Genomic DNA, 12,480 nt, shown 5'->3' on the forward strand with positions numbered 1-12,480 from the left:
AGGATATGTACGCAATAGTAATTTAGACGGTAGGAGGATTTAGATGGAAAAAATAATCGTGCTAGATACTAATGTGCTGCTTCATGATCCGCAAGCCATATTTTCCTTTCAGTATCATGAGGTTGTTATTCCTGCGGTTGTGCTAGAGGAAATTGATTCCAAAAAACGATTGGCCGATGAGCTGGGCCGCAATGCGCGGCATATTTCCAGATTGCTGGATTCGCTTCGCAAACAGGGGCATTTGCATAATGGCATTGCTTTGCCAGGAGGCGGTATTTTAAAGGTTGAATTGAACCATCGCAGCTTTGAGCGCGTCCAAAGCTTGTTTAGCGAAATATCGAATGATAATCGCATTTTAGCTGTAGCGTTGAATTATCAACTGGAACAAAAGGATAAGGCGGATAAACGCCAGGTTGTCATTGTAAGCAAAGATGTGCTCGTTCGCATAAAAGCCGATGTGCTGGGGCTGCTGGCTGAAGATTATTTGCCGGACCAATCGGTCATTTCAAGCGATGGCTACACAGGCTACGGAACGATTTATGTGCACCCGTCTGTTATTGATGAATTTTATTCGAATCGGTTTTTACCTGTCGCGATGATACCGGTGAAGGGCAGGCTCAGACCCAATGAATTTGTCATTCTTAAAGATGAAATCGGCACTTCCAAATCTGCTTTGCTCAAGGTAAGCCAGGATGGCTGCCGGTTAGAACCGCTTTATTTGAGCAATGATCCCGTATGGGGCATCAGCGCGAGAAGCGCGCAGCAAAGAATGGCGCTGGAGCTGCTGCTTAATGATGATATCCCGCTTGTTACTTTGTCAGGCAAGGCAGGAACCGGAAAAACATTGCTGGCGCTGGCAGCGGGCTTAATGAAGGTGGAGGACGAGCATAAATATAAAAAATTGCTAATAGCAAGACCAGTAGTGCCAATGGGTAAGGACATCGGTTATTTGCCGGGAGAAAAGGAAGAAAAACTAAGGCCTTGGATGCAGCCGATTTATGATAATTTGGAATTTTTATTTGATACGAAAAAAACAGGCGATATCGATAAAATATTGCTTGGCATGGGCAGCATTCAAGTGGAGGCGCTCACATATATTCGCGGCAGGTCCATTCCTGGCCAGTTCATTATTATTGATGAAGCGCAAAATTTATCAAGGCATGAGGTTAAAACGATTGTTTCGCGAGTAGGAGAAGGCAGTAAAATTGTTTTAATGGGCGATACAGAGCAAATTGACCATCCTTATCTCGATGCCGTCAGCAACGGGCTGACGCATATTATTGAAAGCTTTAAACAAGAAAGCATCAGTGGACATATGTCGCTGGAGAAAGGAGAACGCTCCCGATTAGCCCAATTAGCTGCTGATCTGCTTTAAACCGAACAGACGGGACCTGCTGCCGATTGAAGGCGGGTTTCGTCTGTTATTTTAAAATATAGGAAAGTATAAGTTTTCACTTTATACATGTTCCTATATTTCATCGGTAAACGCGCCTGTCCAAAAGACGGCGGAGCCGTTTATCCTTGTTTGTTCGAAATATGTGCTTGGACATATCGGACAATTACTGTTATTCTATACGCATATGATAGAGCTGGAGGGAAGAGGCTGTGCAAGTACGGAAGTTTGCGCCACTCGTTATAGGCGCGCTGCTCATTATTGCGTTATTGTTAATTCCAAGCTCTCGCAGCATTAAATGGTCGCGCGGTGTAGATCAAATGCATCATCTGCCTGCTTTGCCTATTCAAGGCCAAATTACAGCGGAGCAGCCGGTAGATCTTTTTGTAAACGTTTCCTTAACATCGGAGGAATTTGAGCAGCTGCGGCTGATGAATGAGCAATTTATGAAGTATACAAGAGGCATTAACGTTTACTTAAGCAATGATAATAGTTCGGAATATGCATATGAACGATGGTCGGAGCAGCATGCATTAGGAAAAACGGCGGATATTATGCTGCTGGACAATAGCTGGGTCAGGCAGTTTGCCATTCAAGGCTACTTGAAGCCCGTAGACAGTATAATGGCAGGCGATGTGCTTGCAGACCAGCTTCCGGCTGTGCTGGATGCGCTCAGATGGAACGGTTATTTATGGGGTGTGCCAAGAATGCTCAATCCTAATATTTTGCTATGGAATAAGGCTTTGCTGACTGAGCTGGGATGGACGGAGCCGCCTTCAAACTGGAAGGAGTGGGTGGAAGCCGCAGACAGCCTGGATGCTGCAGCTGATCAGCCATTATTTGCGGTTGAATTGGATGATTTCACTCAACTGCTGCCGCTGCTAGGCAAATTCGAATCTGAAGAGGATAATGTGCTTCATCTCAAAACATGGTCCAGCCGCCAGTATGAGCAAATAAATGACCTAAGACAGTTTGAAGCGCATAATCTACTGCTGCAAACCTCAGATCGCAAAGAAGTAGGACAGGCATTTGCCAACGGACATCTGCTTGCAGCCGTGCTGCCTTGGAATGAATATATGTATTTGAACAGCAGTGTAAAGGAACAGCTAATCGTTGATGAGGAGTCTATTATATATCCATGGCTGAACGGTCAGAGCTTTGTTATTTCCTCCAGAACGAAACATGACAAGGAAGCTATGAAATGGATTCAAGCGCTGACTGACTTGTCTCATCAGCAGCAACTGCATGAATCTTTCCGCTTCCTGCCTACTACGGTAACCGCATTGCAGGAGATGGACTACTGGGAGCAAGACAAGTTCAGCAGGGAGTTTGACTGGCTCAATCGCTTGAACCAGAAGCCTGCCGAGCATAAGAGTTCCCGTCTTGATCCGCAATGGCTTATTTATTGGGAAGATTGGCAGCAGCGCTGGCTGGAGGATGCCGATGCTTTACTACATTCTATCAGTGCCTACAATAAACAGCAAAAAGAAGCAGCCTCTTGAATTCAGTACGAAGATGAGGCTGCTTTTTCATTTTATAAAGCGATGCTTAGCTTAATAATAAGCTTGCCGTCCTCTACCTTCACTTCATCTGCCTTGAGGAACGAAATGATCAGCTGCGGGTAAAAGCCGAGATCAAAATCTTTCTCCAATTGCTTACGAGTCGTGTCTGGCAGAGGGAAACCGTTAAAAATGAGCTTATCTACATGAAATATAATTCCGTTTTTAGGCTTTTCTTCAATACTATAATGGCCGGTTACACTAATTTCAATTTCTTCATTTTTACCTTTGGCAATAATTTGCCCATCGGCAAATTCGAATACGAAGTGGTTGAACATTTGATTTTGCTCGCGCAAAAAGGCATTTAAATCGGTATCCGGTACCGTTATCGTATACGTTAATCCTTTGCTTTCCAGCAATTGCTTATTGTTTTGAATCCAGCCTGGAAGCTCGCTCATTGCGTTTGCCAAGGCTTGAAAATATTGGCGGACAGCTTCGACGCCTTGCGTGTTCCAATGGTCGCTTAGCTGTTTAATCAATAGCAGAATGCGTTCTGCATCCGATCTATTTTTCAGCTCATCGGCAACCTCGGCTTCAAGCGCCAATACACGGCTGCGCTGCTCATGCAGCTGCTCTTCCAGCAGGATCAGCTCCTGCTGTCTCGATTCGAGCTTATTTTTATTTTCCTTAAGCAGATCATATTTATTGGCGTACTGGATAAGCGTATTTTTGTCGCTAGCAAATATTATTTCTATAAAATCAAGCATTTGAAACCATTGGGGCAGCGATTCGAAAGAAACTAAGGCAGCATAGACAAAATCCCGATCACCCATGTAATAAGCACGCAGCACTTTGCCTGCCTGCTCCTGCTTGTCCGACAGCTCAGCTTCCTGCTGGACAAGGAGCAGCTCTGTTTCGTCAAGCGATAATAGCAGAAGCTCTTTCTCCTCTTGAATCCTGTCAATTTCTTTATCAATTTCTATCAGAGATAAGCTTTTCTCTAAAATAGCCTGAGTGCCGCTGTCTTCAGCTTCAAAAGGCTGCTGCTCAGCCAGAGCAGGCGGCCGCAGAAACAAGGCTGTACATAAAGTGAAGGCGGCGAGCAGTATAATGAATAACGGTTTATAATTTATTTGCTTCAACGGATACCTCCTCCTCGGCTATTATTCTATGCGGCAAATATATCTATTATATCCTACAAATGAAGAAGGATGAATAATGAGATGAAACAAAATGATAATTTTGGCCACACGAAGCTAGCTGAACAATTGATGAAACAAATCGAGAGCTCGCAGCTGCAGGGATGGCGTTATAACGAAAATAATGAGCAGATACCGGCAAAAGGAATTACGTTTTACACCTATATGAAAAGCTGCCTGTACGATCCTATGTATGGGTATTATATGAGCGGTGAGACGCGTATAGGCAAGATGGGCGATTTTTATACAAGCTCTGCGATCGGCACCATTTTCGCTGAGATACTGGCAGCCAATTGTTTGCAGGAGCTGTCAAGCAGCGCGGAAAAGCTGGCAGTAATCGAGTGGGGAGCCGGCACAGGCAAGCTTTCCTTCCAAATGGCTGAGGCAGCAAACCGCATCGATCCCATTGGAGCGATACGGCTAAAGCACTGGCTTATTGATGATCATGCTGCCCATCGGCAAGCGGCGCAGCAGCAAAGCCGGCTTAGTACTTGGATACAGGCGGAGCATATCGCAGCGTCTGCACAAGGCTGGGAGCTGCTTGCAGGCACGGATAAGGCTATCATCATTGCCAATGAGCTGCTGGATGCTTTTTCCATTCATCGCGTGCAGCGGATGGGGGACAAGCTTGTGGAGCTGGGTGTCACGAGCGATGAGGAGAAAGGCTTCCGCTACATGTACATGCCGCTCTCCAGCCCAGCCATTGTGGAGCTGCTGGAACGTGACAGGATTAAGCTGCATGAAGGGCAAATAACGGAAGTAAACCTGGATGCGGAGGCATGGCTGCTAGAAATTTTTCGGCATATGCGGAAAGGAAAGCTTATCCTGATAGATTATGGCCATGAAGCCGAGGAATTTACAGCAGAATATCGCATGAACGGAACATTGATGTGCTATCATCGTCATTTGGCTAGCGATCAGCCTTTTTTATGGGCGGGACAGCAGGATATTACTGCACAGGTTTGCTTTACTTCCATACGTCATGCGGCTGAACAGTCAGGATTCAAGGTAAGCTATTATAATTCACAAAAGCAATTTTTGATCGATAACGGCTTGCTGGAAATGCTGGCCGACACGACAGATGAGAATCCGTTCAGCGAAGCGAATCGCAAAAACAGGGCTATTCGACAACTGCTCCTCAGCGATCAAATGAGCGAGCTGTTTAAAGTGATTATATTGGAGAAATAAGAATAAGACCAGTTTGTATAAAATTAGGCGCATAAATGGAAATGAGGCTATCCCAATGGTCTTTAGACCTATTTGGAATAGCCTCATTTGGAAATATGTATATATTTCCCTTTGTAAATATAAGAAAGTATAAGTTTCACCTTATACGTGTTCTTATATTTCATCGGTAAACGCGCCTGTCCGAAGGACAGCGAAGCCGTTTATCTTTGTTCCTTTAGAACGGCAAGCTCATTTTGAATACCGACCAGTAGGTAAATCCTACAAATGAAATTACCATATATCCCCAGAACATATAAATATACGTTTTTTCTGAGAAGTTCAAGTAACCTAGAAAAACGAAAGCAACGGCCTGTGCAAAGAAAAGCAGTGCAAATTCGTACAAATCACCTGCGAATGCCATCAGCCCGATCACTAGTGAGAAAAAACCAAGTACTCGATACATACGTGCCACGATACCATCCCCCTTTCGTTGCTTGCCGATTTTTCTAAAGTTCATTATACCTTCGTAACGATATAGTGTCCACATGAAAGCATGACAAAATCGCAAACTTTTAGTCGGATTACTTACATTATACATAGTTTGCTCAAAGATTGGACGAAGTATGTATGATTAATTTGCAAAATGGATATACAAAATAGTATCCAATAGATTCTATGAACTCTACCAAGGGCATAGAGATAAAGTAAGCGCCTTTACGTTAGGAGGTATTTGTTGCATGACAGCAGTCAGACAAGATGCGTGGAGCCCGGATGACGATTTAGTCCTTGCCGAGGTTACTTTACGCCATATTAGAGAGGGCAGTACTCAGTTAGCGGCATTTGAAGAGGTTGGGGAAAGAATAGCCAGGACGCCGGCAGCCTGCGGCTTTCGCTGGAACAGTTATGTCCGTAAAAAGTATGGAGAAGCTATTCAAATAGCGAAGCAGCAAAGACAAAAAAGAAATTACTTTAAAAAGCAATCGTATTCAGCAACGCCTCAGGTATCTTCGGTTGCTATTTTTGAAACGGAAGAACGCAGCAGCTTCAAACAGGATGCGATCCATTCTGTTTCGATGGATGAAGGTTTATCCATTGATGCGGTTATTCGTTTTCTACGAAATTGGAAAACAACCTATCAAGATTTATCCAGGCAAATTAAGTTTTTCGAAAAGGATTTGAAAGAGAAGGAAGATGAGCTGAACCGCCTGCGCACTGAGAACGAAAAATTGTCCAAGGAAGTAAGTAATGTGCAGACTGATTACCGGACAGTTAATGATGATTATAAAACGCTAATTCAAATTATGGACAGAGCGCGCAGATTGACTGTGTTGTCCCATGAGGATGAAGTAAAGCCGCGTTTTAAAATGGACGCAAATGGTAATCTGGAAAGAATGGAATAGTTCTCATTGTAGTGCTAGCTATAAAGAAAAGTCCGCAATGCCTCGAAATGGCAATGCGGGCTTTTCTTTTGGAGCCGTTTATTTTAATTTAATAAAAGTATATAATACGCATAGCGAGATTGTGGAAATACTAGGAGCGATTTCAATGTTGATAGATGTTGTAGGCGGCGGCTCTATAGGCTTGTTATTGTCGGCCAGATTGGCTGGCGCTGGCTTTCAGGTAAACCTTTGGACCCGTACTGAGGAGCAGGCCGAGCTGATTAATGAGCACGGATTAAAGCTGCTTGCCGTGGACGGCTCGGTTGCAGCTGAGGGCTTGACCGTTCGCGCGCACTGCTTGGCTGTCCGTTCGCAGACTATGAAGAAGTTCGGGCAGGATATGCGCTGGCTGCTGCTGTGCGTCAAGCAAACCCAATTAAGTACTGAGCTGGCACTAGACTTACAGGAGCTAACGAGAGGGATGGACAGCCGTCACATTTCCGTTATTGCGCTGCAAAACGGCTTCGGGCATTTGCAGTGGCTTAGCAAATCGCTGCCTGAATGCCGGATCTATGCGGCTATTACAACTGAAGGCGCCAGGAAATATGATGCTTACACGGTCCAGCATACCGGGACTGGCGAGGTATGGATAAGTGAAACTGCTGAAGGCAGCAGAGAACTTCAAATGCTAGAGCCCGATTCACAAATTTTGCTAGCCAATATGCTGCAAAAGGCAGGAATTTCGGCATATTTGTCGAATGACATGTACAATCGCATGCTGCAAAAGCTGCTCGTCAATGCGGTTATTAATCCGTTGACCGCTATTTTTGATGTTCCTAATGGCGAATTGCTGCTGGCAAGCAATCGTATATCTTTAATGAAAACGCTATATGAAGAAACTAGCGACATATTACAAAAGTGCGGCCTCGGCATCGATGCGGCAAGCGGCTGGGAAATGGTCGTACGGGTATGCGAGCTTACAGCAAGCAACATATCTTCCATGCTGAGTGATGTCCGCGCTGGCCGTACTACTGAAATTGCAGCTATTAATGGCGCCGTTATTGAATTGGCGCACTCAGCTGGTGTAGAGGCGCCTGTTAATAAAGCAGTTGCTGTACTAGTAGAATCATTTCGTTTAAGAAGGGAGTGACGGCGATGGGGCAGCTGTGGAATTATTTACATACGATTTATGCAATAATAGCTATTATACCAGTTGTACCTTTCTTTACTGTCCTTGTTTGCTATAGCTTATTTACTGGAGATAGAAAAAAAGCGATGCGGCTGGCGATGGATATTTCAACTATATTTTTAATAGGTGTCGTTGCTGCTTTATTCAATATGGCTTTTGGCAACCAATTCGGGATTTATGGCATATTGCTGATTATGCTTATCGGCGGAGGCTTGCTGGGTAATGCCCAGTTCCGCAAACGAGGTAAAGTAGATGCGAAAAAAATAGCGACGATGGTTTGGAGACTCACTTTTTTTGCGATGAGCGTATTTTATATTATTTTGTTGCCGATCGTCTTAAGCAAATTTTTATTTAAAATATAAGTGGTCATAAAGTAAAATCGCTGCTTGTCAATTTGACAGGGGGCGTTTTTTGTTTTGACTAACTGTACTTTTTTTGTGTACAATGACGTAAGTGTATGACAAAAATTAAAAGAGCAAGGGGATGCTAACTGCGTCATGAAAACAGAACCCTATACTCTGCCAAGTGCCCAGCTATTGACAGAGGCATATACGCATCAGACAGATGCGCAATTAGCACATATATTTGGATATTATCCTGGCAACGAGCAGGATTGGCATAAAAGATTGGCAAGCCTGCAGCAGGAAGAGCGGCTGCGTGCGCCGAAGGATAAGCTTGCAAAAGTGTTGAGAGAGTACAACCGTAATTTGATGGCTGGCGATGCTGCTATGCATGCTATCGATCTTATTGCTGAAGGGGCGCCCGTAATTGTTGGCGGCCAGCAGGCTGGCTTGTGGACTGGCCCGCTGCTTGTCATACATAAAGCGGTATCAATCGTTGGCGCCGCCAAGAAGGCGAGTGATTTGCTAGGGAAGCGGGTCGTGCCTGTCTTTTGGATAGCAGGCGAGGACCATGATTGGGATGAAGTGAATCATACTTACTTGATATCGGCTGAGCAAGAGCTTAAGAAGCTGACGATTGCAAGAAGCGCGGAACCGAGAACTTCGGTAAGCCGGACGATAATTACAGCCGAGCAGTGGGCTGAGCAGCTGCAAAACCTCGATCAGGCATTGCCGGGCTCCGAATTCAAAGAAGAGCTGATGCAGCGGCTTGAAGAGATGGCAGAGCGATCCCATTCTTTATCTGATATGTTTGCCAATATAATGAGCCATCTGTTCCGCAACGAAGGATTAGTAATGATGGATGCAGATCATTCTGGCATTAGGCAGCTTGAAAGCTCGATGTTCGCTTGGATGATCAATCAGAATGACGAGCTGGAGCATGCCTATGCTGCAGCGGCAAGGCAGGTAGGCGAGCTGGGCTATCCGCTGCAGGCTGAGCTTTCTGAAGGCAGCATGAATCTATTTATGTTCCATCCTGAGCTTAATGGGGAGCGAGTCCTGCTATACAAGCAGGAAGAACGCATTGCGGACCGCAAGGGCCGCTTCGAGCTGACGAAGGAGCAGCTGCTGCAAGTAGCGAAGGAGACGCCTGAACTGCTGAGCAATAATGTGCTTACCAGGCCGCTGATGCAGCAATTTTTATTTCCTGTTTTAGGGACGGTGCTTGGTCCTGGTGAAATTGCTTATTGGGCGATTACAACGGAAGCGTTCCGTAAAGCGGGGATGGAGCTGCCGATTATCGTGCCGCGTTCCTCCTTTACGCTTGTGGAAGGAATAGTAGCCAAAAATATGGCGAAATATGAGCTTTCCTTTGAGGATGTGCTAGAGCGTTTTGAAGAGAGAAAGGCTGCTTGGCTAAAGGAGCAGGACAATTTAAATTTGGCTGAGCAATTCGAACGTGTCAAGGAACAGTTCAAAAGCAGCTATGAGCCGATTATTAATACGGCAGCGTCTATCCAACCGGGCCTTGCCAAGCTTGGCGACACGAACATGAGCAAAATTTTGGAGCAAATTACGTACATGGAGCAAAAAACGATCGATGCTCACAACAAGCAGTACGAAGCGTCAGTGAGACAGCTTGACCGCATTCGTTTGTCGATTATGCCTTCGGGAAAGCTGCAGGAACGCATGCTTACGATGGCAGGTTATTGGAACCGCTATGGAGAAGAGTGGCTGCAGGAGCTTCTGGAGCAGCCTTATAATCTTTGCGGCGGGCATCAAATCGCCTATTTATAAAATGAAGATTATTATATATTGGAGGATGAATCATGAATTCGGTTATTAATAGCATAATTGCAGATCCATCATTGGCAGCAGAGGGCCATCTCAAAATAGAATGGGCGAAGTCTCATATGCCAGTGCTCAACCGCATTCGCGAGCAATTTGAACAGGAGCAGCCGTTCAAAGGGCTTAAAGTATCGATATCCTTGCATCTTGAAGCGAAAACCGCCTATTTGGCAAAGGTTGTTCAAGCAGGGGGAGCGGAGGTTACCATTACAGGCAGCAATCCGCTATCTACGCAGGATGATATTTGTGCGGCATTAGTAGAGGACGGCATTACTGTGTTTGGCAAGTACAATCCAAGCCCGGAGGAATTCAAGGCGCTTAATGTTAAAGCGCTGGAGTCAAAGCCGGATCTTATTATTGATGATGGCGGCGATCTTATTACGCTGCTTCATACCGAATATAAGGAATATGGCGTAAATGTACGTGGCGGCGCGGAAGAAACGACGACGGGCATTATCCGCTTGAAAGCTTTGGAAAAGGACGGCTCGCTAAGTTTCCCGATGGTAGCTGTTAACGATGCGTATTGCAAATATTTATTTGATAACCGTTATGGTACGGGCCAATCTGTATTCGACGGCATTAACCGCACAACTAATCTCGTTGTAGCAGGCAAAACGGTTGTAGTTGTCGGCTATGGCTGGTGTGGAAAAGGCGTTGCTATGCGTGCCAAAGGCCTTGGCGCCAATGTCATCGTAACTGAGATTGATCCGATTAAAGCAGTTGAAGCCTACATGGACGGCTTTGCCGTTATGCCAATGCTTGAGGCTGCCAAGCTGGGAGATATGTTTGTTACCGTAACAGGCAATCGCGATGTCATTCGCGGCGAGCATTACGAGGTGATGAAAAGCGGAGCGATTTTATCCAATGCCGGCCATTTCGATGTTGAAATCAATAAGATTGAGCTGGAAGCGATGTCGACGGAAAAACGCACTGTTCGCCGCAATATTGAAGAATACAAAATGAAGGACGGCCGCAGCATTTACTTGCTTGCAGAAGGGCGTCTGGTGAATTTGGCGGCAGGAGACGGCCATCCTGCGGAAATTATGGATATGACCTTCGCGCTGCAGGCGATGTCGCTGAAATATGTAAATGATCAATATAAAGCAATCGGCAGCAAGGTTGTCAATGTGCCGTACGAGCTGGATCAGCAAGTGGCCAGCTATAAACTGCAATCGCTAGGATACCGTATTGATAAGCTGACCGCGGAGCAATCGGCATACCTGGACAGCTGGAATGAAAATTAATTAGCGTTTTAAATCGTATAACATGAAAAGCACAATTTTGAGAGGGTAGTAACCTCCCGGAATTGTGCTTTTTTGTTCTTGCCCGGCTGCCTGATTGTGATCCTTGTTTTTACGTTTTCATCAGAAACATTTTCCAGTCCTATCTCGTTATGGAGTGTAATGGCAAATTATTTATTATATAATGGGGGGCAATAACATGAACAGGTATAGAAAAAGAAAACAGTTCAGTCGATTGTTTGCAGGGTGTATGAGTATAATAGGCATCATATTACTACTTGCAGCATGCTCAAGCAGCAATTCGGATTCCTCGACTCAGAGCGAAAATATCGCTTTAAGCAATGAAGCGAAGGCTGGCGAGAGTTTGCAGGAGGCTGGGGAAGCGGCGGGCTCCAGCGACACTATTCCTTTGACAGGCATGCATCAAAAAATTATTTATAATGCTGATCTAACTATGCAAGTGGAGGATTTGGATAAGGCAGTAGAAGCATTGAAAGAAGCGATCCAGCAAAGCGAAGGATATTTGCTTGAGTTCAGCGATACGCAAACCGAACGTGAGCTACGGTCAAACTATGTCATTAAAGTGCCTGCCAAGCAATTTATGCCCTTTATCAATCAATTGTCCATGATTAAAAATCGTAAATTCGATCAATATGTAAGCGGGAAGGATGTCTCAGAAGAATATGTAGATCTGGAAGCGCGCTTGAAGGCAAGAGAGCTTGTTGAAGAGCGGCTGCTTGCCATGATGGGCGAGGCTAGCACAGCTTCGGACTTGCTGGAGTTTTCACAGCGGCTCGGTGAAGTGCAGGAGCAAATGGAGCAAATAAAGGGCCGGATCCGATATTTGGACAACAACGTTTCTTTCTCTACGATTAATCTCCGCATTTTCCAAGCGAAACAGTCTGCAGCGAGCCTGGCAGGCTATTCAAACCCATTAGGCGAGCGAATAACAGAAGCTTGGCAAAGCAGCATAACATTTGTTTGGGAAGCGATTCAAATGATTATCGTTATTTTGATCGGCGCTTTTCCGATTATCGTTATTTTAGCTGTTATCGCTGTACCGATATGGCTGATTAGAAGGAAAAGAAAAAATGCAGCTTCCTTTTACGAGGAAGAGGATTCAGAGGAAAGCAGCGACGAAGATGTGAAAGAAAACTAATTTAATTAACCTGATCAATTATTTTATGAAATCCTGCTCATTTTAGCAGGATTTTTATTTTGTTT

11 protein-coding genes are annotated in these 12,480 nt (G+C 45.0%); 9 read left to right on the forward strand and 2 right to left on the reverse strand.

Annotation, left to right across the window (positions count from 1 at the left end; all coding sequences use genetic code 11):
- Positions 1 to 43 precede the first annotated feature (43 nt).
- Both ACRRU2_RS01105 and ACRRU2_RS01110 read left to right on the forward strand, forming a co-directional pair.
- Positions 44 to 1,375: a PhoH family protein gene (locus ACRRU2_RS01105; RefSeq protein WP_432499693.1), complete on the forward strand. Its 1,332-nt coding sequence runs from the start codon at positions 44 to 46 to the stop codon at positions 1,373 to 1,375.
- Between the two features lie 230 nt (positions 1,376 to 1,605).
- A complete protein-coding gene (locus ACRRU2_RS01110) occupies positions 1,606 to 2,895 on the forward strand; it encodes an ABC transporter substrate-binding protein (RefSeq protein WP_432499694.1) in 1,290 nt (429 codons plus the stop codon).
- 32 nt (positions 2,896 to 2,927) lie between these two features.
- Here ACRRU2_RS01110 and ACRRU2_RS01115 read toward each other — a convergent pair whose 3' ends face one another.
- Entirely contained in the window at positions 2,928 to 4,034 is a 1,107-nt protein-coding gene (locus tag ACRRU2_RS01115) for a coiled-coil domain-containing protein (RefSeq protein ID WP_432499695.1), read from the reverse strand.
- 81 nt (positions 4,035 to 4,115) lie between these two features.
- On the opposite strand from ACRRU2_RS01115, the gene ACRRU2_RS01120 reads away from it, so the two are divergent.
- On the forward strand, positions 4,116 to 5,279 hold the full coding sequence (locus ACRRU2_RS01120; protein WP_432499696.1) for a class I SAM-dependent methyltransferase: 1,164 nt from the start codon (positions 4,116 to 4,118) through the stop codon (positions 5,277 to 5,279).
- Between the two features lie 214 nt (positions 5,280 to 5,493).
- Here ACRRU2_RS01120 and ACRRU2_RS01125 read toward each other — a convergent pair whose 3' ends face one another.
- Positions 5,494 to 5,730: a DUF2626 family protein gene (locus ACRRU2_RS01125; RefSeq protein ID WP_331699337.1), complete on the reverse strand. Its 237-nt coding sequence runs from the start codon at positions 5,728 to 5,730 to the stop codon at positions 5,494 to 5,496.
- A 265-nt stretch (positions 5,731 to 5,995) separates the two neighbouring features.
- On the opposite strand from ACRRU2_RS01125, the gene ACRRU2_RS01130 reads away from it, so the two are divergent.
- The 6 genes from ACRRU2_RS01130 to ACRRU2_RS01155 all read left to right on the forward strand — a co-directional run bounded on the left by ACRRU2_RS01130 (position 5,996) and on the right by ACRRU2_RS01155 (position 12,415).
- Complete coding sequence (locus ACRRU2_RS01130) at positions 5,996 to 6,658, forward strand: RsfA family transcriptional regulator (RefSeq protein ID WP_331699300.1); 663 nt, start codon at positions 5,996 to 5,998, stop codon at positions 6,656 to 6,658.
- A 145-nt stretch (positions 6,659 to 6,803) separates the two neighbouring features.
- Complete coding sequence (locus tag ACRRU2_RS01135) at positions 6,804 to 7,787, forward strand: ketopantoate reductase family protein (protein WP_432499697.1); 984 nt, start codon at positions 6,804 to 6,806, stop codon at positions 7,785 to 7,787.
- Positions 7,788 to 7,792: 5 nt separating this feature from the next.
- On the forward strand, positions 7,793 to 8,188 hold the full coding sequence (locus ACRRU2_RS01140) for a DUF3397 domain-containing protein (RefSeq protein WP_331699302.1): 396 nt from the start codon (positions 7,793 to 7,795) through the stop codon (positions 8,186 to 8,188).
- Positions 8,189 to 8,323: 135 nt separating this feature from the next.
- Positions 8,324 to 9,964, forward strand: a complete 1,641-nt coding sequence (gene bshC, locus ACRRU2_RS01145; RefSeq protein WP_432499698.1) for a bacillithiol biosynthesis cysteine-adding enzyme BshC — start codon at positions 8,324 to 8,326, stop codon at positions 9,962 to 9,964.
- A 32-nt stretch (positions 9,965 to 9,996) separates the two neighbouring features.
- A complete protein-coding gene (locus tag ACRRU2_RS01150; RefSeq protein ID WP_432499699.1) occupies positions 9,997 to 11,259 on the forward strand; it encodes an adenosylhomocysteinase in 1,263 nt (420 codons plus the stop codon).
- Positions 11,260 to 11,455: 196 nt separating this feature from the next.
- Complete coding sequence (locus ACRRU2_RS01155) at positions 11,456 to 12,415, forward strand: DUF4349 domain-containing protein (RefSeq protein WP_432499700.1); 960 nt, start codon at positions 11,456 to 11,458, stop codon at positions 12,413 to 12,415.
- The last annotated feature ends 65 nt before the right edge of the window (positions 12,416 to 12,480 follow it).

The sequence above is a fragment of the Paenibacillus sp. GXUN7292 genome (assembly GCF_050864975.1).
In the GTDB taxonomy this organism is placed as follows: Bacteria; Bacillota; Bacilli; order Paenibacillales; family Paenibacillaceae; genus Pristimantibacillus.

What these genes read in the sequence shown, in the direction of transcription:
- ACRRU2_RS01105 (WP_432499693.1), top strand. Translation starts at nt 44, where the DNA reads ATGGAAAAAATAATCGTGCTAGATACTAATGTGCTGCTTCATGATCCG.
- ACRRU2_RS01120 (WP_432499696.1), top strand. Translation starts at nt 4,116, where the DNA reads ATGAAACAAAATGATAATTTTGGCCACACGAAGCTAGCTGAACAATTG.
- ACRRU2_RS01130 (WP_331699300.1), top strand. Translation starts at nt 5,996, where the DNA reads ATGACAGCAGTCAGACAAGATGCGTGGAGCCCGGATGACGATTTAGTC.
- ACRRU2_RS01135 (WP_432499697.1), top strand. Translation starts at nt 6,804, where the DNA reads ATGTTGATAGATGTTGTAGGCGGCGGCTCTATAGGCTTGTTATTGTCG.
- ACRRU2_RS01140 (WP_331699302.1), top strand. Translation starts at nt 7,793, where the DNA reads ATGGGGCAGCTGTGGAATTATTTACATACGATTTATGCAATAATAGCT.
- bshC (WP_432499698.1), top strand. Translation starts at nt 8,324, where the DNA reads ATGAAAACAGAACCCTATACTCTGCCAAGTGCCCAGCTATTGACAGAG.
- ACRRU2_RS01150 (WP_432499699.1), top strand. Translation starts at nt 9,997, where the DNA reads ATGAATTCGGTTATTAATAGCATAATTGCAGATCCATCATTGGCAGCA.
- ACRRU2_RS01155 (WP_432499700.1), top strand. Translation starts at nt 11,456, where the DNA reads ATGAACAGGTATAGAAAAAGAAAACAGTTCAGTCGATTGTTTGCAGGG.